The sequence below is a fragment of the Amycolatopsis sp. NPDC004169 genome (genome assembly GCF_040610315.1).
Taxonomy (GTDB): Bacteria; Actinomycetota; Actinomycetes; order Mycobacteriales; family Pseudonocardiaceae; genus Amycolatopsis.
On the sequence record NZ_JBEXMD010000010.1, the window covers coordinates 57,354 to 78,550 of the forward strand.

The window sequence follows — 21,197 nt, forward strand, 5'->3', positions numbered from 1 at the left end:
GACGGACGGCTGCCCGTCAGCGTCCGAGGCACGCGAAACCACCCCAGTTCGCGATGTCGGCCGGGTTTTCGAGGTGACTCACCGACAGTCCCGGCTGCGGCAACCTCGCCGGGTCGAGCATCCACAGTTGCGCCCGGCGAAGAGCTCCCGCGGGGTTCGCCGGCTCCATGCGGAGGAAGTGCCGGAACAGCGGGAAAACCATCGAGTCGCCGGCGGTCGGCCACAGTGCACGCACCACCGTGCGCGTGCCCTCGATCAGCAGTGCGCTCGACGGTTCGTGCGCCTCGTCGTAGTCCGATCGGGACAGGTCGTCCGCGTCACCCGGCAGGAACACCGGTTCCCCGTCCCCGACGCCTGCCGGGGCGAGCAGGCGTGCGGACGGGACACTGGTGATTTCGACGTCCTCGACCAGATATCGGCGACCGTCGTCCGTCTCCCGCCAGGCCGCGGCCCAGGACACCCGGCCTGCGGAGCCGGCCGGTACCAGCGCGACGCGCGGAACTCCGGCCGGTCCGGAGGGTTTCGCGGCTTCGGCAGCGGCCAGCACGGCAGCGCCGGCGGCGAGCCACGCCCACCCGCCCACGGCGTCCGGCGCGGCGGACTGGAACCATTGCCCGCTCAGCAGGGGCAGGCGGCGGCAGCAGACCGGGCCCCGGGCCGGAACGACCACCAGCGTGCCGCCGACGGTGGGCTGCCGGGGTATGAGGTACACGAGCGCGTCCAGCTCCGACTCGGTCAGCGCGAGCCGGATTTCTTCCGGTCCCCAAGGCTCGGCAAGGCTCTGCTGGTCCTCAGCGGACAGACGGGCGTGCAGGTCGCGGCGACGCTGGTCTCGGACGTCACCGGTGCTGCTCGCCGTCACCCACTCTTCGGCGAGTCCGGCGCGGCCGGTACCCACCAAGTGACTGCGGACCAGCTCGGTCCCGGCGCCCCGGGCCAGCGCCGCCCCCCGCTCGGTCTCGACGATCCGGACGAGGTCGTCGAGGGCGCCGTCTTCCCGGCACCAGTCGATCGCCAGCCGGGTCAACCGCAGTGCCGAGCGGTCGTCCTCCCGGTTCGACCGGACCAGGGCATACCACGTGTGCTCGGCCAGCACGCGCAAGGCCAGTTGCCTGCTGCGGGCCACGTCTCCCGGGGCGTCGCGCCGGCGGAGGAGCTGGCCGAGCTGCTCGGTGATCTGGATACGGTCCCAGCCTTTGCCGGAGTGTTCCAGCGCGTGTTCCAGGTCGTCGATGGCGAGTTCTGCCTGGTCGTCGTCATGGCCCCCGACGGTCATCTGCGCGGCCAGCACGCCGCGGATGCGCCGGACGAACGGACTCGAGGTCATGTTCTCCGGCAGTTCGTCGCACATCCGGATGATCTTGCGGTAGCCGGCGGACCGCGCTGCGGTGTCGCCGTTTTCCACCAGGCCGGCGGTCTCGGCGATGGCTGCCATGACGGGGATGATGGCGCTCATTCCCGTCTCGGGTGCCAACAGGCCGGTTTCCGTCACCAGTTCCTTGAGCTGCGCTGCCACCGGTTGTCCGTTGGCCGCCATCGCCTGCAGCTCGCCGAGCTGATCCAGCCACTTCAGCAGATCGTCCGCGTCGTCCATGCCCTGCAGGCTCACGTCCTGAAGGGCGGTCTGGAGCTGTTCCGGATCGCGATCGCCCATGAGCACCGGGACCATGTCCTCGAGAACGGTGGCGACGGTGTCGAGTTTGGGCTTCGAGTCCGCGTCCGCGTGATCGCGCACGCGGTGCACGGCATCGGCCATCTCGACGGAGGTGGCTTGCAGCAGGTCCACGTCGAGCGGGAACCGGTCGGCTGTCCACAGGCCGCGGAACCGGGCGATCTGCAACTCCAGTTCCGCCCGGGCGGCGTCCGCACCGGCCAACGCTTCCGCGCGGGCTTCGGCGACGATCGTTTCGACGTCGCACCGGACCGCGACCTCGTTGCCGCCGAATGCCTTCAATGCCGCCTCGAGCCCGGCGACCCGGCAGGCGTGCAGGGGCACGACGACCTCGGGCCCGGGATCGGGCCCGGCCAGTGCGCGGGTCGCCCAGTCGATGGCCGGCCACGCGTGCCGAGGGCCGACGAGGTTGACGAGAAGCTCGTGCAGGCCGGCGAGCACCACCTCCGCTCCTGCTGCCCGTTCCGGGGTCTCCAGAACTTCGACGGCGGCGGTCAGCGCCGGGGCGTCTTCGGCTGTACAGCCCCGGATCTGGAGCAGCAGCCCGTACGAGACGGTTTCGTCGTCGTCCAATCCGAGCGAGGTGCGCTTGGCCGCGTAGGCCGTGACCGCGGTTTCCAGGGTGGCGGTCGCCTTGCCATCGGTGTTCCAGAAGATCTCTTCGGCCAGTTGCGCGACGACGGCGTGGGCTTCGGGCAGCCCCTCGTCGTCCTCCGGCAGCAGTTCGCGCACCTTTTCCGCGGCGGCCAGCGCTTCCTCCAGCAGCTCGTGGTCGCCGCTGTCGAGGTGCAGGTGCTTGAGCAGCATCGCGAGGAGTTCCCACTCGCCGATGCAATCCTGCTCCGCCTCGGGCGGCTTCGGCGCGGCCAGCGCCGGGCGCAGGATGTCCACCGCGCGCCGGATGTCCCCGATGTCGTCGGTCACCGGGTAGGCCCAGCGCAGCGCCCACGCGTGCGCGAAGTCGAAGCTCGTGGCGTCGACCTCCCGCGCCCAGGACAGCGGAATCCCTTCGAGCGCCTCGATCAGCTGTCGCGCCCGCTCGGCGGTGACGGCTTCCATGCGCAGCAGAGCGCCGGTCAGGTACGCGGTCTCGACGGCGGCGTGCTCGGCGACCTCGGCCGGCGCCGCCGGCGCCGATGCGGCGGTGAGCGTGCAGGCGATGGCCTTCTCGAATTCCGCGGCGGAGTCGGTCTCCTCGGCGATCCAGCCGTGCGCGAAGCCCAGCTCGCCCCACCACTCCGGAGCCGAGGGGTGATCGGGCGCGGCCCGCAGGGCGAACCCGATCAGGCCGGTAACGAGGTGTACGGGCTCGAGGCCGGTGTCGGTGTCGAGTTCGTGGAGTAGCGCGATCCCGGTTTCGGCCGCCACCGCCGGGTCGACATTCTCCGGGTTGTCCCGGATCCGCCCGGCCAACCGGCCGGCGTCCTCATGTGCCGTGTGCGCGTCAGCCACGGTTCACCCTTTCGCCTCGCATCTCGAGGATGGTTTGGACACGAGACATCACGTCGTCCATCCCATGGGGGTCGGACAGCAGCGTCTCCGCGCGGCGCCGGGACAGGAAGCCGCGGTCGGCCAAACCCAGCAGCGTCGATCGCAGGACGCCTGCCCAGGCTGCCGGAGACGACTCGGCGAGCAGGTTCACCACCGTGTCGACGACTGCCGAGTCCGGGTCCGGGTCGAATCCGGCGGTCTCCACGGCGGCGAAAGCGGACTGGGCGCTCGGGTCGGCGACGTGGTCGCGGCCCCACAGGGAGGCGTTGTCGTCGGACAGGGAGGTGATCGCCGTGTCCGGCCTTCGTCCCAAGGGACGATCGATGTAGGCGTCGTACCAGGTCACGTACTCCGGGGCGGCCTTGGTGCCGACGTTTACCCGCGCGCCGGCCCGGCACACGCGTTGGATGGTGTTCAGCATCGCGGGCAGCCGTTCGAGGTAGTAGGACACCGGCTTGTCGAATTCGGTCGCGCACCGCTCGGCCAGCCGGCGCACGAGGTAGCCGCCTCCGGGCAGCGGAGCGGAGTAACCCGCCTCGTCGACCAGGTGCCCGAACACCGCACGGTGTTCCTCGTCGGGCATCGCCCGTCCGTAGCGGTTGCCGCGCGCCTGCTTGGGCTTGGCCTGGGCACCACGCGCGCAGCGGTAGGACCGCAACACGTCGTGCACGCGTTTGCGCACGTGGATGCGCGCCGCACCGGGCGGGTTGCTGATCGTGGCGCCGTGCTCCGTCAGGTACGTGGTGACGACGTGCAGTACGTCGGCCAGGAGATCCCGGCACACGCAGTCGCCTGACAGCACCAGCCCGTTGTGGCCCGAAGCGCCGGGCGCGGTCGGGCCGTAACGCAGTTCACGGAGGGCGATGCACAGGTCGCACCGTGAGACCCGGTGGCTCGCGTGCAGCTGGTCGCGCACCTCGCCCAGCTCGGCGAACACCGCACGGACCACTTCGGTGGTCAGTTCGGGGGTGGATTCGGAGGACCGAACGGGGGACGAGGTCGCAACCATGCAGAGCTTCCTACACTAGCAGAGAATTTTATGCCAGCACGTCGCTGAACTGTGATCGATCCACTTGAGGACCGGCTTTTCCAGGAGCTGTGTCACCATGGGGCTAGCGGAAGGTGGAGTGCAGGATGGTGTTGCTGCCCGCAGTGGTGCCCCAGCTGGTCGAGAAAAGATCGGAGCTCGTGCCCGCTCGGTTGGCCCGCAAGGTCGCGCCCCTCTTCGGCGTTCCGTTCGACCACAACCCGTTCCATCCCTTGACCTGGGTCTGCGACTTCACCGCGATCACCGTCTCGGAGATCGCGCGCGGTGCCCCGCTGCCGACCAGGGCAGCTGCGGCCCGGCTACGAGGCGAGCGGCACGACGGCGAATGGTTCGTCCACGATCGCGCTGTGTTACCCGGCGACCGCGGAGCGCTGCCCAACGAGATCGTCGCCGCGACGATCAACCGCTTCGGCCCCGACACCAAGGCCGCCATCGTGCTCACCGCGACGAACGTCCTTCTCGCCCCGGTGGCCGACGCCATCCGGACCGCGCTGGGAATGCTGCGCACCGCGGACGGCGGTGAGCTCGCGCCTGTGCAGTGGATCGCCGCGTGGGCCGCGACCGCGGTAGAGGTCTACCGGTCGCAGCCCGCGCTGGTGTCCGCCGCGCTCACTGCGCGGATGATTCAGCGCGCGTCGCTTTCTGCGCCGCAGTTTCCGTTGGCACCGGGGATCTCGGAGCAGGCGAGAGCTCGGTGCGAGATCGGCGCCGCGCCGGCCGGGCGCGCGTTCGACCCCGTCACCCACCCGAAAGATCTGGAATTCCTCGACGGGATCGCGGCGGCGCGGCTCAACGCCAGTGGCATCCTGCCGGAGAATTCCACCGGTGAACCCGCGGGCTCGGCCGCCGGTGTCGGCGACAGGATGGTCGACCAGCTCATCGGATTGTTCGTGGAAATGGGCACCCGCGACGGCGTGGCCCACATCTGGGTGACCGAACGCGTCCCGGGGCAGGAACTGGTCTGTGCCATGGTCCCGAGTTCCGGGATCGTCCGTGAACTGGTCGAGACGTGGGCGTACGGGCGGGCTTCCCTGCCCCGGCCGGACGAGTTCGGGGACGCATTGGCCGATGCCATGGCGGCGCCGTTCCGGCTGCCCCGGCCTGCCGAACTGGCCGGGGTGCCGCTGCTCGCCCGGCGGGCGTTCGTTCTGGCCGCGATGGGAATCGTCCGGCAGATGGGCCTGCTGGCACCCTCCGCCTGGCTGGCCGGGCCGGAATTCGCCGACTTGGTGACGAGTCTGTCCGATTTGCTCGATCAGGTCTTCGAACCCGAGGACCCGGTGGTGGTGGATACCCGGCTGCGGCTGGCGGTGCAGCGGACCGGCGCCGAGCGGCACGCCGGGCGCTCCACACCGGCTTCCGCGGCGGCGGTGATGGCTGCTGCCGACGCCTGCCTGGAAGCGGGCGCCGCGGACCGGATCGACCCCGGATTGCTCGCCGATCTCCTGGCAGTCGCCTGCATCGAGCTCAACGCATTGCGGTCGGCGGGTTCGGACCGTCCCGAAGTCGGTACGTCCCTGCGCCGGTATTGGGCGGCCTTCGCAAAGGCTGTCGAGGTCGATCTGTTCGCAGGGGACGGCGAGTACGGCGGACTCAGCTTCCAGTTGCACAACTACGCGGCCTTCCTCGGGGCCAACAAGGGCAGTGCCGAGGACCTTCGCGCCGCCTTGCACCTCTTCACGACATCCGTCATTCCCGCCCGGACCCGGTTGTACAACCAGGATCGTGACATCCGGCCACTGGCCCGCAGCTGCTATCTGGCTGCCGACGCCGCCTCCGGCCTCGCTTCCCTGTTGACGGACAGCGGCGAGGACGTCGAGGCCGCACAGTGGGTGCGCCAGGCTCACGCCTGGGTGCGTCGGGTACTGGCGGATCCGCTTTACGAGCCGCGCCGCCTCCGGCCCTCGCTGGACAACTGCATGTTCGCCCTGAGGGCTGCGCCGGTCCTTGTGCAGGCGGTCGAATACGGAGTCGCGGAGAACCCGGCGGAGAACGCGGCCCAAGCCGACGAGCTGGTCCGGTTGGTCGAGCGCTGGTTGAAGGAGACGACGGACGGCGCCGTCGAGCAATCCGGCTACCGGTCCGTGCTCGCCGACCTGCGCACAAGGCTTTCCGCACTCGGCTTTCCGGGCTGAGACCATCCTGTGCTCCTCTCCTGACCAGGTCGGTTGATCCTCGATCGACGATTTCGAAAGCGCGGCGGCGCGGCCGGACCGTCCATGTTCCGGCGGAGGTGATCCGCGATGTCGGGTGGCGGCGGAAACGGCGACGACGGCAATTGATCAGAAAACAATCCTTCGATGGCAGTACGGGTTGATCGTGGGTCGGAGTCGGGAGTGATGTCGGGACGAATCACCCGATTCCGGCCACGCAAGCGTTAATGAACGAAGCGGTCAGGGAGTCGCTCGGAATCCGAGATGTGTTACACCTGCGAGCCATCGGTGAAGTCCCTGCGAAGAGGGGCGGATCGATTGCGATGACTGGTCGCGGTGGAATAATTGCCGTTGGATAACAATCCATTGGTTGTGTACGGTTTCGGCGCCCGATGACGTTATCTCAGGCGCCGTCTGCCCACGGTTCTGTGAGTGGTGGGGAGGGAGTCGGTGTGGCGGGCGTGGAGGGCTGCTCACGCCAGGCTGCGACCGGCGCTGTGACGAGTCGCCGATCGTCGTCGGCTGATCCCGATCTTGAGCACGATCGGATGGTTGTCGACCAGAGCACGGTCGCCTGGACGGGTGAAGCCTTTAGCTACACTCCGATGCCGTGCACCCGTTTCGTCGCCTGAACCGGCGACCCGCTCGTGCCCTTCTCGCCAGCTTTCTGGCCGGGCTGCTGCTCGCGGGCTGCACCGAGGGTTACGCCCAACCACAAGCCGGCGAGCATCCCGTGCAGCAGACCGCCGTCCCGGCGCGGCCCAGCAACGTCAGCCTCGCTTCGGGTTACCCCCGGCAGAGTGGTGGTGTCGTCGCCGCCGGTGGGGCTGATGCCGTCTACAACTACGGGCCCTCCGTCATGGTCGATCGGGGGCAGACCCGGATGTGGTGGTGCAGCCAGTACGGCGGGGCCGGGCCAGCCGGGGACGACATCCTTTACGCGCAGGCGCGGTCGGCGAACGGGCCGTTCACCGGGCCGGGTGGCGGGATCCCGGCCGCCGTCTTCTCCGGGGCGCCCGGGCAGTTCGACGGGATGCACACCTGCGATCCGTCCGTTCTGCGCGTCGGCTCCACCTACTACCTGTACTACACCGGCGCCGCCGGGGATCACGCTCTCGGCAACGCCGTCGGGCTCGCGACCAGCACCGATGGCATCCACTGGACGCGCGCGGCCGGCGGGAAACCGATCCTCGGGCCGTCGCACGACGTGCACCGCGCGAACGTCTACGGGGCCGGGCAGCCGTCCGCGGTCTACCTCGACGGCTGGTTCTACCTGATGTTCACCGACACCACCGGCCGCGCCGCCGGGCCCAACGGTGCCGGTCAATTTCTCCTGCGCTCGCACGACCCGGCCTTCGGGTCCGGGGTGCAGGCGCTGGACGTCGGCGGGTTCGTGCCGGTGGCTTCGACTTCGGCGCCGCGGGCCCGGTCGGTCGTCGACGGGTTCAGCGCCGACCTGATGTGGGTGGGTGCGCTGGCCGCGTTCGTCGTCGCGCACGAGACCGAGGGCGGGACCACCCTGACGTTCTGGACCGCGGACTTCACCGACCACCCCTACCAGCCCGTGGTGATCCCCGGGCCGTGGCGGGAAGGGCCGGGCCTGGTGCGCCGGCCGGACGGGCACGCGCCGCTGTCGGCGGCCGATCCGTGCGACCGGGTGCCGTTCGACCTCGTGCGCGCGACCGGGCTCGGTGGCGCCGGCGCCCCGACCGACCTGCGGCACTTCGGGCTCGACCTGCTGGGCAGCCAGGCCTGCGCGAACCCCGGCCGGGTGGCCGCGACGTTCGACGGCGTGACCGCGCCCTCCCCGGAACGGACGATGGACCTGGTCCGCGCCGGTGGCCGGGTCCGCGTGGACCGCCGCGCGGTGGCGGCGGCGCTGGCCGGCGAGGTCCTCGACCGGACCCCGCCCGCGTTCGCGACGCTCCCGTTGACGACCCGCCTGCGCTCGGGCGCGGAGGCGGTCCAGGCACCGGACCGCGGCTTCGCCTTCGTCCTGGACGGCCACCGCTGGCCGGTCCCCGGCCCGGCGGCCGTCGGCGACAACGGCTCGACCGCCCGCCCGGTGCCGGCACGCCAGTGGGACGGCTACCCGGCGGGTGCCTCCCTGGTGGGCTGAACGAGCGCGGGCAACCGGACCCGGCCCGCGAGCAGCGCGGCCAACCCGCGCCGCCGCCAACGGGCACTGGCCCGCGCCGCCGCTCACGGGCGCTGGCCCGCGCCGCCGCTCACGAGCACTTACCTGCGCCGCCGTCAACGAGCACTAACCCGCGCCGCCGCTCACGAGCGACCGCAGTCGCGCACTCAGCGCTCCCCTTCGGCGCTCGAAGACCGCCCGATCCGGCCGCCGACGAACAACCCCAGCCCCGCCGGGACCAGCACCAGCAGCGCCGAGAACGCCGCTCCGCCGGTGAGAGCGCCGCCCAGTTCCGACACGCCTGTCTGGTCGACGAACACGGCGCGCCCGATCACGTAGAGGATGCCCGAGACCACGCCCGCGACCAGCGCGGCGATGAACCAGGCCCGGCCGCGGTCGGGGACCCCGCGCCACGCGTCCAGCGCGCTCCACAACGCCGCCGCCCCGACCAGGACCGCCAAGGCCAGTGACACCGGGAGCGCCTGGTCCGTCGGGTGGTAGACGGCGTACTTGGCCAGCAGCGTCAGCGCGACGCCGTGCAGCACCGCCATCACCAGTCCGCGAATCACCCAGGCGCTCATCCTGCGGAGTGTAGGCGGCCTACTGGCGAGTCGCTTCCCCCGGCGGGCCCGCACACTAGGGTGGACGGGTGCCTGAAACCCATGGACGACGTCGCGCCGCTCTGCGTGGGCTCCTGACCGGAGCCGGTGTCGATGCGCTGCTGGTCACCGATCTGCTGAACATCCGCTACCTGACCGGGTTCACCGGGTCCAACGCCGCCGTGCTGCTGCACGCCGGCGGGGACGACAAGACGCTCTTCTGCACCGACGGCCGCTACACCACCCAGTCGGCCGTCGAGGTGCCCGACCTGGACACCGTCGTCGACCGGGCCAGCGCCGCCGCGCTCGTGGCCCGGGCCGCCAAGGACACCGCCACCTACGGGCAGGTCGGGTTCGAGAGCCAGCACGTCAGCGTGGAGACCTACGAGGCGCTGCAGCAGCAGGTGCCGCTGAAGCGGACCCCCGGCCTCGTCGAACGGCTGCGCGAGGTCAAGGACGAAGCCGAGATCGAGGCGCTGCGCCAGGCGTGCGCCGCCGCCGACCGGGCGCTCGACGACCTGCTCGCCGCCGGGGGGCTGCGGCCCGGGCGGACCGAGCTGGAAATCGCCCGTGACCTGGAGAACCGGATGCTGGAACACGGCTCGTCCGCGCCCAGCTTCGCCTCCATCGTCGCCGCCGGCGCGCACTCGGCCATCCCGCACCACCAGCCGACGCACGCCGAGCTCCGGCGCGGCGACTTCGTCAAGCTGGACTTCGGCGCGACCGTCGACGGCTACCACTCGGACATGACCCGCACCTTCGTCATCGGCGAGCCGGCGGACTGGCAGCGGGAGGTCTACGACCTCGTGCACGCGGCCCAGGCGGCGGGCGTCGACGCCGTCCGGCCGGGTGCCGAAGTGTCCCATGTGGACGCCGCCGCGCGGGACGTGATCAAGGACGCGGGTCACGGCGAGCACTTCGCGCACGGCCTCGGGCACGGCGTCGGCCTGCAGATCCACGAGGCGCCCAGCTTCGCCGCGACGGGCGTCGGTACACTGGCCGCCGGTATGGCGGTCACCGTCGAGCCCGGCGTGTACCTCGCGGGACGCGGTGGCGTGCGCATCGAGGACACGCTCGTCGTGCGGGCTGGGGAGCCCGAACTCCTCACCCTGAGCACCAAGAACCTCGTGGTCGTCTGACGGCGGCCCCGAACACCGGAAGATCGACACAGGAGACTGCAAGCTCGTGGCCACGACCAACGACCTGAAGAACGGGCTCGTCCTCAACCTGGACGGCCAGCTGTGGACCGTCACCGCGTTCCAGCACGTCAAGCCGGGCAAGGGCGGCGCCTTCGTGCGCACCACCCTCAAGCACGTGCTCACCGGCAAGGTGGTCGACAAGACGTTCAACGCGGGCACGAAGGTCGACACGGCCACGGTGGACCGCCGGAACATGACCTACCTCTACAAGGAGGGTCAGGACTTCGTGTTCATGGACGGTGACACCTACGACCAGATCACCGTCCCGGCCGAGGTCGTCGGCGACAACGCCAACTACATGCTCGAGAACACCGAGGTCCAGGTCGCGGTGCACGAGAACGAGCCGCTGTACGTCGAGCTGCCGACGTCGGTCGAGCTGGTCGTCCAGCACACCGACCCCGGCCTGCAGGGCGACCGCTCCACCGGCGGCACCAAGCCGGCCACGCTGGAGACCGGCGCGGAGATCCAGGTCCCGCTGTTCCTGTCCACCGGCGAGAAGATCAAGGTCGACACCCGCGACGGCCGTTACCTGGGCCGTGTCTCCAGCTGATGCCGACGTCGAAACCCCACCCGAACCGCGGCGGCGCGATCAGCCGCCGTCAGGCACGCCGCCGCGCGGTGGAAATGCTGTACGAGGCCGCGCAGCGCGACACCGACGCGGTGACGCTGCTGGCCGACCGGGTCGGCGCGACGGACGTCGACCCGATCGCGGACTACACGATCAGCCTGGTCGAGGGCGTCACCGGGCGGAAGGCCCGGATCGACGAGCTGCTGGCCGAGCACGCGCAGGGCTGGACCCTGGAGCGGATGCCGAAGGTCGACCTCGCGGTGCTGCGGGTCGGGGTATACGAGCTGCTCTGGGCCGAGGACGTGCCGGACCCGGTCGCGATCGACGAGGCCGTGGGCCTGGCGAAGGAACTGTCCACGGACGACTCGCCGCGGTTCGTCAACGGCGTCCTGGGCCGGATCGGCACGATCGCCGACCGCCTGCGCGCGGTCCTGTAGTTCCCCCGGTCAAGTGACCGGGGAGCGGGCTCGCCCCCGAACGAGCCCCCCGACGAGTCAGTGAGCGTCTCCGGTGCCCCACCGGGGGACGCTCACTGCGTCGGCGTGCCACACCCGGAATCAGTCCTCCTTGGAAGGACGGGCCTCCGGCGGCAGGACGCCCCAGTCGATGAGCTGCTCGGTCAGCTCGCCCGGGGTCATGTCGTAGATGATCGCCAGGGACCGCAGGTCCTCGGTGCGGATCGAGAGCACCTTGCCGTTGTAGTCGCCGCGCTGGCTCTGGATGGTCGCGGCGTAGCGGGCGAGCGGGCCCACCTTTTCGGCGGGCAGCTGCTGCAGGCGCTCGAGGTTGATCACGATCTTGGTGGCGGGCTCGGCACCGGAGGGGACCCGGCCCTCGGGCAGCAGCTCGACCACCGGCACACCGTAGAAGTCGGCCAGCTCGGCCAGCTTCTGAACGGTGACGGCGCGGTCGCCACGCTCGTACGAGCCGACGACGACGGCCTTCCAGCGCCCACCGGACTTCTGCTCGACCCCGTGCAGGGACAGACCCTGCTGCTGGCGGATCCCGCGGAGCTTGGCCCCGAGCGCCTTGGCGTAATCGCCCATCTGGTCGTTCTCCGTTCTTCACCCCCTCCCGGTCGGGGTGACCGGGCCGGGGGACTCGCTGAGTCGAATACTCAGAGTAATGGTTACGCATTGTTGTCACCAGGTCAAGCGCGAGCTTGTCGCGAATCACCTCACACCACCCGGAAGACTGAGCAAAGTGCCTGCTACTGTCGGTGCGAAAGCCCCGACCAGCAGGGGAACAGACGTCCTTTAAGGACCCGTCCGGTGAGGCGGGGAAGGAGTCCGGTTTGTCGTCACGCCCGCGTGACGCGGCTGGTTCGGCTGGGGAGCGCGAGCTCCTGACGGCCGGCGATGTCGCGCGCACGATCGCCCGAATGGCCCATCAGGTCATCGAAAAGACCGCGAACGGTGCGGAGAGCACTACCCCGCCCGTGTTGCTCGGCATCCCGTCCCGGGGCACGCCGCTCGCCGTCCGCCTCGCCGACAAGATCGGCGAGTTCTCCGGGGTCCGCCCGCCGGCCGGCGCCCTCGACGTCACCCTCTACCGGGACGACCTCCGCCGCCGCCCGCCGCGCGCGCTCGAACAGACGCAGCTGCCGACCGACGGCATCGACGACCGCGTCGTGATCCTGGTCGACGACGTCCTCTTCTCCGGCCGGACCATCCGGGCCGCCCTCGATGCCCTGCGTGATCACGGCCGCCCGCGCGCGGTGCAGCTGGCCGTCCTGGTCGACCGCGGTCACCGGGAGCTGCCGATCCGCGCCGACTACGTGGGCAAGAACGTGCCGACGGCCCGCTCCGAGGGCGTGTCGGTCCTGCTGGCCGAGATCGACGGCCGGGACGCGGTCCTGCTGCGTTCGGCCGACACCGCTGCTGGAGAGGACTCGTGAAGCACCTGCTCGCCACCGACGGCCTGGACCCGGCGCTGGCCACGGCCGTGCTCGACACCGCCGACGAGCTCAAGCACACGCTGCTCGGCCGCGAGGTCAAGAAGCTGCCGACGCTGCGCGGCCGCACGGTGATCACCCTGTTCTACGAGAACTCGACCCGCACCCGGGTGTCGTTCGAGATCGCCGGGAAGTGGATGAGCGCCGACGTGATCAACGTCTCCGCGTCCAGCTCCTCGGTCAACAAGGGCGAATCCCTGCGGGACACCGCGCTGACGCTGGCCGCCGCGGGCGCCGACTGCGTGATCGTCCGGCACCCCGCCAGCGGCGCCGCCCAGCGCCTGGCCGGCTGGCTCGCCGAGCCCGGCACGTCGGTCGTCAACGCCGGCGACGGCACCCACGAGCACCCGACGCAGGCGCTGCTCGACGCGGCCACCCTGCGGGAGCGCCTCGGCTCGCTCAAGGACCGGCGGATCGCCATCGTCGGGGACGTCCTGCACAGCCGGGTCGCCCGCTCGAACATCCACCTGCTCTCGGCCCTGGGCGCGGAGGTGGTGCTCGTCGCGCCGCCGACGCTGCTGCCCTACGGCGTCGAGAGCCTCCCGGTCACCGTCTCGCACGACCTGGACGCCGAGCTGCCCGCGGTCGACGCGGTCATGATGCTGCGTGTCCAGGCGGAACGCATGCACGGAGGTTTCTTCCCGTCCGCGCGGGAGTACTCCATCGCGTACGGCCTCTCGGAACGGCGGCAGAAGCTGCTGCCGGACCACGCGGTCGTGCTGCACCCCGGCCCGATGCTGCGCGGGATGGAGATCGCTTCGGCGGTCGCCGATTCCCCGGCCTCGGCCATCACCGAACAGGTCCGCAACGGCGTCCACGTGCGCATGGCGGTCCTCTATCACCTCCTGGCCAGCGAAGGAGCCGCCGCGTGAGCACCGTGATCAAGGGCGCCCGCCCCTACGGCGAGGGCGACCCGGTCGACGTCCTCGTGGAGGACGGCGTGATCACCGCGATCGGCGCCGTCGACGTCCCCGAGGACGCCGAAGTCATCGAAGCGAACGGCCAGGTGCTGCTGCCGGGCTTCGTCGACCTGCACACCCACCTGCGCGAACCCGGCCGCGAGGACACCGAGACGATCGACACCGGCTCGGCCGCGGCGGCGCTCGGCGGCTACACCGCGGTGTTCGCCATGGCCAACACCGACCCGGTCGCCGACAACGCGGTCATCGTCGAGCACGTCTGGCGGCGCGGCCAGGAGGCCGGCCTGGTCGACGTCCACCCGGTCGGCGCGGTCACCGTCGGGCTCAAGGGCGAGAAGCTCGCCGAGCTCGGCACGATGGCGAACTCGCAGGCGCGGGTGAAGGTGTTCTCCGACGACGGCCTCTGCGTCGCCGACCCGCTGCTGATGCGCCGGGCGCTGGAGTACTCGACCGCGCTCGACGTCGTCATCGCCCAGCACGCCGAGGAGCCGCGGCTGACCGTCGGCGCCCAGGCCCACGAGGGCGAGCGCGCGGCCCGGCTCGGCTACACCGGCTGGCCCGCGGCCGCGGAAGAGTCCATCGTGGCCCGCGACTGCCTCCTCGCCTTGCACGCGAACGCCCGGCTGCACGTCTGCCACGTCTCGACCTCGGGCACCGCGGACGTGCTGCGCTGGGCGAAGGACCGCGGCACGAAGGTGTCGGCCGAGGTCACCCCGCACCACCTGCTGCTCACCGACGAGCGCCTGGCCACCTACGACCCGGTCAACAAGGTGAACCCGCCGCTGCGCACCGAGTCCGACGCCGAAAAGCTGCGGGCCGCGCTGGCCGACGGGACCATCGACTGCGTCGCCACCGACCACGCGCCGCACGCGGTCCAGGACAAGGACACCGAGTGGAGCGCGGCCCGGCCGGGCATGCTCGGGCTGCAGACGGCGCTGTCCATCGTGGCCGAGACCATGGTCCGCACCGGCCTGCTCGACTGGCGCGGGGTCGCCCGCGTCATGAGCGAGCGGCCCGCGGAGATCGGGAACCTGGCCGACCACGGCCGTCCGATCGAGGTCGGCGAGCCGGCGAACCTGACCCTGGTGGACCCGGACGCCGAGTGGACCGTCCGGGGCGCGGAGCTGGCCAGCATCGCGGCCAACACCCCGTACGAGGGAATGCGGCTGCCCGGCGTGGTGACCGCGACGCTGCTGCGCGGGCGGATCACCGCGCGGGACGGGAAGATCTGCTGATGGAGCGCTTCTGGCTCGTACTGGCGATCTTCGCCTTCTTCCTGCTCTGCCTCTGGGGCATGTACGTGGGCTGGCGGCGCAAGGCGCGCTCGCAGAGCGTGCAGGTGCCGCCGTTCCCGGCCATCCCGGACGACCCGGGCGAGGTCCTGCTGGCGTCCACCGGCGTCTACCTGGCGACGACGATCGCGGGGGAGTGGCAGAACCGGATCGTCACCCGCGGCGCGGGCCTGCGCACCGGCGCGGTTTGGCGGTTGCACGGCGGGGGTGTCGCGGTCGAACGCGGCGGGGCGCCGGACTTCTGGATCCCGCGGGACGCCGTCACCGGAATCCGGCGCGACACGAAGATCGCCGGGAAGGTGATGGGCACGGACGCGCTGCTGATCGTCACCTGGCGGCTCGGCGACGTCGAGCTCGACACCGGCTTCCGCGGCGACGACCTCGACGACTATCCACAGTGGATCGAACAGCTCAAGATCAAGGGAGGTGCCCAGTGAACGCGCGCGCTCAGGCCGCACTGGTACTCGAAGACGGCCGGGTGTTCCGCGGCGCTGCCTACGGCGCGCAGGGGCGAACCCTCGGCGAAGCGGTGTTCTGCACCGGCATGACCGGTTACCAGGAGACGCTGACCGACCCGTCCTACCACGGCCAGATCGTGGTGCAGACGGCGCCGCAGATCGGCAACACCGGCTGGAACGACGAGGACGACGAGTCCTCGAAGATCTGGGTCAACGGCTACGTGGTGCGCGACCCCGCCCGCACGCCGTCCAACTGGCGCTCGAAGCGCTCGCTCGACGACGAGCTGGTGCGCCAGGGGATCGTCGGCATCGCCGAGGTGGACACCCGGTCGCTGACCCGCCACCTGCGCGAGGTCGGCGCGATGCGCGCCGGGGTGTTCTCCGGCGACGCGCTCGGCAGCGTCGACGACATGGTCGCTTCGGTTTTGGCCAGCCCCAAGATGGAGGGCGCGGACCTGGCGGGCCAGGTGTCCACGCCGAAGCCGTACGTCGTCTCGCCGTCCGGTGAGGTTCGCTTCCGGGTGGCGGCGCTGGACCTGGGCATCAAGTCCAACACCCCGCGCCAGATGATCAAGCGCGGCATCGAGGTGCACGTCCTGCCCTCGACGTCGACCCTGGACGAGCTCCTCGCCATCGAGCCGGACGGTGTGTTCCTGTCCAACGGCCCCGGCGACCCGGCCACGACGACCCACGCCACCGAGCTGACCAAGCAGGTCCTCGGCCGCGAGATCCCGCTGTTCGGCATCTGCTTCGGCAACCAGGTCCTCGGCCGCGCGCTGGGGCTGGGGACGTACAAGATGCGCTACGGCCACCGCGGCATCAACATCCCGGTGATCGACGTGGCGACCAAGTCGGTGGCGATCACCGCGCAGAACCACGGCTTCGCCCTCGAAGGCGAGCCGGGGCAGCGCTTCGAGTCCCCGTTCGGGGCGGCGCAGATCAGCCACTACTGCCCCAACGACGACACGGTCGAGGGCGTCCGCGCGCTGGACGTCCCGGCGTTCTCGGTCCAGTACCACCCCGAAGCCGCGGCCGGCCCGCACGACGCGGCCCCGCTGTTCGACGCATTCGTTTCGCTCATGGAGAAGAAGGCCTGATGCCGAAGAGGACGGACATCCAGCACGTGCTGGTGATCGGCTCCGGGCCGATCGTGATCGGGCAGGCCGCGGAGTTCGACTACTCCGGCACCCAGGCCTGCCGGGTGCTGCGCAGCGAAGGCCTGCGCGTCTCCCTGGTGAACTCGAACCCGGCCACCATCATGACCGACCCCGAGTTCGCCGACGCCACCTACATCGAGCCGGTGACCCCCGACTTCGTCGAGAAGGTCATCGCCGAAGAGCGGCCGGACGCGCTGCTCGCCACCCTCGGCGGGCAGACCGCGCTCAACTGCGCCGTCGCGCTGCACGAGCGCGGCGTGCTCGACAAGTACGGCGTCGAGCTGATCGGCGCCGACATCGACGCCATCCAGCGCGGCGAGGACCGGCAGAAGTTCAAGGACATCGTGCGCTCCATCGGCGCCGAGGTCCCGCGCTCCCGCGTCTGCCACGACATGGCCGAGGTCCGCGACACGGTCAAGGAACTCGGCCTGCCGGTCGTCATCCGGCCGTCCTTCACCATGGGCGGGCTCGGCTCCGGCATGGCGCACACGCCCGAGGACCTCGAGCGGCTCGCCTCCACCGGGCTCGCCGAGTCGCCGGTCACCGAGGTGCTCATCGAGGAGAGCGTGCTCGGCTGGAAGGAGTACGAGCTCGAGCTGATGCGCGACAAGCACGACAACGTCGTGGTCGTCTGCTCGATCGAGAACATCGACGCGATGGGCGTGCACACCGGCGACTCGGTCACCGTCGCGCCCACCATGACCCTCACCGACCGCGAGTACCAGGTGATGCGGGACGTCGGCATCGCCGTGCTGCGCGAGGTCGGCGTCGACACCGGTGGCTGCAACATCCAGTTCGCGATCAACCCGCGCGACGGCCGGATGGTCGTCATCGAGATGAACCCGCGCGTGTCCCGGTCTTCCGCGCTGGCGTCGAAGGCGACCGGCTTCCCGATCGCCAAGATCGCCGCGAAGCTCGCCATCGGCTACACCCTCGACGAAATCCAGAACGACATCACCGGCGAGACGCCGGCCGCGTTCGAGCCCACTTTGGACTACGTGGTCGTCAAGATGCCGCGGTTCGCCTTCGAGAAGTTCCCGGGCGCGGACCCGACGCTGACCACGACGATGAAGAGCGTCGGCGAAGCGATGTCGTTCGGCCGCAGCTTCCCCGAGGCGCTCGGCAAGGTGATGCGGTCGATCGAGACCAAGGCGACCGGCTTCTGGACGCTGCCCGACCCCGAGGGTGCCACCCTGGAGTCCACTTTGGACGAGCTGCGCAACCCGCACGAGGGCCGGCTGTACGAAGTGGAGCGTGCGCTGCGGCTCGGTGCCACCGTCGAGCAGGTGCACGAAGCCAGCGGCATCGACCCGTGGTTCATCGACCAGATCGCGCTGATCGGCGAAGTGGGCGCCGAAGTGCGTGACGCACCGGTGCTGGACGGCGATCTCCTCCGCCGCGCCAAGCGCACCGGGCTCTCGGACCGCCAGATCGCCGCGTTGCGGCCGGAACTGGCGGGCGAGGACGGCGTCCGCGCGCTGCGCCACCGCCTCGGCGTGCGGCCGGTGTTCAAGACCGTCGACACCTGCGCGGCCGAGTTCGCGGCCAAGACGCCGTACCACTACTCGGCTTACGAGTCCGACCCCGACGCCCAGTCCGAAGTGGCCGTCCAGTCCGACAAGCCGAAGGTGCTCATCCTCGGCTCCGGCCCGAACCGGATCGGCCAGGGCATCGAGTTCGACTACTCCTGCGTGCACGCGGCGATCGCGTTGCGGGAGGCCGGGTTCGAGGCCGTCATGGTCAACTGCAACCCGGAAACCGTGTCCACCGACTACGACACGTCCGACCGGCTGTACTTCGAGCCACTGTCCTTCGAGGACGTCCTCGAAGTCGTGCACGCCGAGCAGGCGTCCGGCACGGTCGCCGGTGTCATCGTCCAGCTCGGCGGCCAGACCCCGCTGGGACTGGCGAAGAAGCTCGCCGACGCCGGGGTCCCGGTGGTCGGGACGCCGCCGGAGGCCATCCACCTGGCCGAGGACCGCGGCGCGTTCGGCGAGGTCCTCACCGACGCCGGCCTGCCCGCCCCGCGCTACGGCACGGCGACGTCCTTCGAGGGTGCCAAGCGGATCGCCGACGAGATCGGCTACCCGGTCCTCGTCCGGCCGTCGTACGTCCTCGGCGGACGCGGCATGGAGATCGTCTACGACGAGGAAACCCTCGCGGGCTACATCCGCCGCGCCACCGAGGTCACGCCCGAGCACCCGGTGCTCGTGGACCGCTTCCTCGACGACGCCATCGAAATCGACGTCGACGCGCTGTTCGACGGCGAGGAGCTCTACCTCGGCGGCGTGATGGAACACATCGAAGAAGCCGGCATCCACTCCGGCGACTCCTCGTGCGCGCTGCCGCCGATCACGCTCGGCCACACGGACCTGCAGGCCGTCCGCCGCTCCACCGAGGCGATCGCCCGCGGTGTCGGCGTGCGCGGGCTCCTGAACGTCCAGTACGCGCTCAAGGACGACGTCCTGTACGTCCTGGAGGCCAACCCGCGCGCGTCGCGCACGGTGCCGTTCGTGTCCAAGGCCACGGCGGTGCCACTGGCCAAGGCGGCCGCGCTGATCATGACCGGCTCGACGATCAAGGACCTGCGCGAGAGCGGCGTCCTGCCTGCCGAGGGCGACGGCGGGCAGCTGCCGGCCGACTCGCCGGTCGCGGTGAAGGAAGCCGTGCTGCCCTTCCACCGCTTCCGCACCCCCGAAGGGCACGGCGTCGACTCGCTGCTGGGCCCGGAGATGAAGTCCACCGGCGAGGTGATGGGCGTCGACGTCGACTTCGGCAAGGCGTTCGCGAAGTCGCAGAGCGGCGCGTACGGCTCGCTGCCGACGTCCGGGCGGGTGTTCGTCTCGGTGGCCAACCGCGACAAGCGCTCGCTGGTGTTCCCGGTGAAGCGCCTGGCGGACCTCGGGTTCGAGATCCTCGCCACGTCCGGGACGGCGGAAGTGCTGCGGCGCAACGGGGTCGCGTGCACGGTGGTGCGCAAGCACTACGAGGGTTCGACCGAAGCCGAGCCGAACATCGTGGACGTCATCCTGAACGGCGATGTCGACATGGTGATCAACACGCCCTACGGGAACAGCGGTCCCCGCGTCGACGGCTACGAAATCCGCACCGCGGCGGTGTCCCGCGACATCCCGTGCGTGACCACCGTGCAGGGCGCCGCGGCGGCCGTGCACGGCATCGAAGCCCTCATCCGTGGCGACATCGGGGTCCGCTCGCTGCAGGAGCTGCAGGCGGCCCTGAAGGCGAAGTCGTGAGCGGGCGGGAGCGGTTCGGGGCGCGGCTGGCCAAGGCCGTCGCGGCCCGCGGCCCGCTGTGCGCCGGCATCGACCCCCACCCCGGCCTGCTCGAGGCGTGGGGACTCCCGGTGGACGTTTCGGGCCTGGAACGGTTCGCGCTGTCCGCCACGGAGGTCCTGGCGGCCCGCGCGGCCGTCGTGAAGCCGCAGTCGGCGTTCTTCGAAAGTTTCGGACCGGCCGGTGTCGCCGTGCTGGAACGGGTGGTCGAGACCGCCCGCGAGGCCGGCGCGCTGGTGCTGTTGGACGTCAAGCGCGGCGACATCGGCTCCACGATGGCGGCGTACACGGCGGCGTACGTGGCCGACGGGGCGGCGATCGCGGCCGACGCGATCACCGTTTCGCCGTACCTCGGGTTCGGCTCTTTGGCCCAATGCGCCGAAACGGCGATCTCCGCGGGGCGCGGCATCATCGTGCTCGCGCGGACTTCGAACCCGGAAGCGGCCGCCGTGCAGAACGCGAAGCTGCCCGACGGGCGCACCGTCGCCCAGGCGATCGTCGACTCCGCGGCGGCGTTCAACGACGAAGCGGCGCCGCTCGGCGATGTGGGTGTGGTGGTCGGGGCCACCGTTCCGCCGGGAGAGCTCGATCTCTCGCGGTTGAACGGTCCGGTGCTGGCACCCGGTTTCGGGGCCCAGGGAGCCACTGTGGCCGATTTGCGGGCCCTGTTCGGGACGTCCCTGCCGGGCGTGCTGCCCGCGTCGTCCCGGGACATCCTGAAGCACGGTCCGGAGCAAGCGGCTTTGCGCCAAGCGGTCGAACGGGTCGCCGAACTGCTGGCCGACCCGCAGGAAAACGGCCAATAGCAGGGTCCGGAACCGGGTCCCACCAGGCACCCCCGCATTGTGGCCGGTGCTCACGGGTGGGTACCGTCGCGTCACCCACCCAGTTTTGAGAACTACCGGAGGAAAACGTGGCACTTCCCCAGCTGACAGAGGAACAGCGCGCTGCGGCGCTGGAGAAGGCCGCCGCCGCTCGCAAGATCCGTGCTGAGCTGAAGGAGCGGCTGAAGCGGGGCGGTACCACTCTGGTCGACGTGCTGAAGCAGGCCGAGGAGAACGAAGTCCTCGGCAAGATGAAGGTTTCGGCTCTGCTCGAGGCCCTCCCGGGCGTCGGCAAGGTCCGCGCGCAGCAGACCATGGAACGACTGGAGATCGCCCCCAGCCGTCGCCTTCGCGGCCTCGGCGACCGGCAGCGCAAGGCGCTGCTGGCCGAGTTCAGCGGCGAGTGAACGGCGCCGGTCGTGACTACCCGGT

At 70.7% G+C, this 21,197-nt stretch carries 17 protein-coding genes; 13 read left to right on the plus strand and 4 right to left on the minus strand.

The window, feature by feature from the left end; translation table 11 throughout:
- Window positions 1–16: 16 nt before the first annotated feature.
- Both ABZX11_RS15935 and ABZX11_RS15940 read right to left on the minus strand, forming a co-directional pair.
- Window positions 17–3,124, minus strand: a complete 3,108-nt coding sequence (locus ABZX11_RS15935) for a CHAT domain-containing protein (RefSeq protein ID WP_354913590.1) — start codon at window positions 3,122–3,124, stop codon at window positions 17–19.
- Window positions 3,117–4,172: a hypothetical protein gene (locus tag ABZX11_RS15940; protein WP_354913592.1), complete on the minus strand. Its 1,056-nt coding sequence runs from the start codon at window positions 4,170–4,172 to the stop codon at window positions 3,117–3,119. Before ABZX11_RS15940 ends, ABZX11_RS15935 begins: the two co-directional genes overlap by 8 nt.
- Before the next feature lie 125 nt (window positions 4,173–4,297).
- On the opposite strand from ABZX11_RS15940, the gene ABZX11_RS15945 reads away from it, so the two are divergent.
- The gene (locus ABZX11_RS15945; protein ID WP_354913594.1) at window positions 4,298–6,346 is read left to right on the plus strand and encodes a hypothetical protein; all 2,049 of its coding nucleotides are present in this window, start codon (window positions 4,298–4,300) and stop codon (window positions 6,344–6,346) included.
- A 628-nt stretch (window positions 6,347–6,974) separates the two neighbouring features.
- Window positions 6,975–8,483 (plus strand): beta-xylosidase, encoded by a 1,509-nt coding sequence (locus ABZX11_RS15950; protein ID WP_354913596.1) that lies wholly within the window; start codon window positions 6,975–6,977, stop codon window positions 8,481–8,483.
- A 185-nt stretch (window positions 8,484–8,668) separates the two neighbouring features.
- On the opposite strand, the gene ABZX11_RS15955 is transcribed toward ABZX11_RS15950, so the two are convergent.
- Window positions 8,669–9,082: a B-4DMT family transporter gene (locus ABZX11_RS15955; RefSeq protein WP_176176224.1), complete on the minus strand. Its 414-nt coding sequence runs from the start codon at window positions 9,080–9,082 to the stop codon at window positions 8,669–8,671.
- Between the two features lie 68 nt (window positions 9,083–9,150).
- On the opposite strand from ABZX11_RS15955, the gene ABZX11_RS15960 reads away from it, so the two are divergent.
- The 3 genes from ABZX11_RS15960 to nusB are packed head-to-tail and all read left to right on the plus strand — an operon-like array spanning window position 9,151 to window position 11,304.
- Window positions 9,151–10,239, plus strand: a complete 1,089-nt coding sequence (locus tag ABZX11_RS15960; protein ID WP_354913598.1) for a Xaa-Pro peptidase family protein — start codon at window positions 9,151–9,153, stop codon at window positions 10,237–10,239.
- Window positions 10,240–10,285: 46 nt separating this feature from the next.
- Window positions 10,286–10,849, plus strand: a complete 564-nt coding sequence (gene efp, locus ABZX11_RS15965; protein WP_176176226.1) for an elongation factor P — start codon at window positions 10,286–10,288, stop codon at window positions 10,847–10,849.
- Window positions 10,849–11,304, plus strand: a complete 456-nt coding sequence (gene nusB, locus ABZX11_RS15970; RefSeq protein ID WP_003096361.1) for a transcription antitermination factor NusB — start codon at window positions 10,849–10,851, stop codon at window positions 11,302–11,304. The genes efp and nusB overlap by 1 nt, the downstream gene beginning before the upstream one ends.
- Window positions 11,305–11,424: 120 nt before the next feature.
- Here the strand turns inward: nusB and ABZX11_RS15975 are convergent, their stop codons facing one another.
- Window positions 11,425–11,913: a helix-turn-helix domain-containing protein gene (locus tag ABZX11_RS15975; protein ID WP_003096372.1), complete on the minus strand. Its 489-nt coding sequence runs from the start codon at window positions 11,911–11,913 to the stop codon at window positions 11,425–11,427.
- 248 nt (window positions 11,914–12,161) lie between these two features.
- Here ABZX11_RS15975 and pyrR point away from each other — a divergent pair, with 248 nt between their 5' ends.
- The 8 genes from pyrR (at window position 12,162) to mihF (ending at window position 21,172) form a co-directional block, all read left to right on the plus strand.
- The gene (gene pyrR, locus ABZX11_RS15980; RefSeq protein WP_176176228.1) at window positions 12,162–12,764 is read left to right on the plus strand and encodes a bifunctional pyr operon transcriptional regulator/uracil phosphoribosyltransferase PyrR; all 603 of its coding nucleotides are present in this window, start codon (window positions 12,162–12,164) and stop codon (window positions 12,762–12,764) included.
- Complete coding sequence (locus tag ABZX11_RS15985; RefSeq protein WP_176176229.1) at window positions 12,761–13,693, plus strand: aspartate carbamoyltransferase catalytic subunit; 933 nt, start codon at window positions 12,761–12,763, stop codon at window positions 13,691–13,693. Before pyrR ends, ABZX11_RS15985 begins: the two co-directional genes overlap by 4 nt.
- Window positions 13,690–14,976, plus strand: coding sequence for a dihydroorotase (locus ABZX11_RS15990; protein ID WP_354913601.1), 1,287 nt, complete (start codon window positions 13,690–13,692; stop codon window positions 14,974–14,976). Before ABZX11_RS15985 ends, ABZX11_RS15990 begins: the two co-directional genes overlap by 4 nt.
- Entirely contained in the window at window positions 14,976–15,470 is a 495-nt protein-coding gene (locus tag ABZX11_RS15995; protein WP_354913603.1) for a transporter, read from the plus strand. The genes ABZX11_RS15990 and ABZX11_RS15995 overlap by 1 nt, the downstream gene beginning before the upstream one ends.
- On the plus strand, window positions 15,467–16,588 hold the full coding sequence (gene carA / locus ABZX11_RS16000; protein WP_176176232.1) for a glutamine-hydrolyzing carbamoyl-phosphate synthase small subunit: 1,122 nt from the start codon (window positions 15,467–15,469) through the stop codon (window positions 16,586–16,588). The genes ABZX11_RS15995 and carA overlap by 4 nt, the downstream gene beginning before the upstream one ends.
- On the plus strand, window positions 16,588–19,902 hold the full coding sequence (gene carB / locus ABZX11_RS16005; RefSeq protein ID WP_176176233.1) for a carbamoyl-phosphate synthase large subunit: 3,315 nt from the start codon (window positions 16,588–16,590) through the stop codon (window positions 19,900–19,902). Before carA ends, carB begins: the two co-directional genes overlap by 1 nt.
- Window positions 19,899–20,747, plus strand: a complete 849-nt coding sequence (pyrF, locus tag ABZX11_RS16010) for an orotidine-5'-phosphate decarboxylase (protein WP_354913606.1) — start codon at window positions 19,899–19,901, stop codon at window positions 20,745–20,747. Before carB ends, pyrF begins: the two co-directional genes overlap by 4 nt.
- A 107-nt stretch (window positions 20,748–20,854) precedes the next feature.
- Window positions 20,855–21,172 (plus strand): integration host factor, actinobacterial type, encoded by a 318-nt coding sequence (gene mihF, locus ABZX11_RS16015; protein WP_013224622.1) that lies wholly within the window; start codon window positions 20,855–20,857, stop codon window positions 21,170–21,172.
- Window positions 21,173–21,197: the final 25 nt, after the last annotated feature.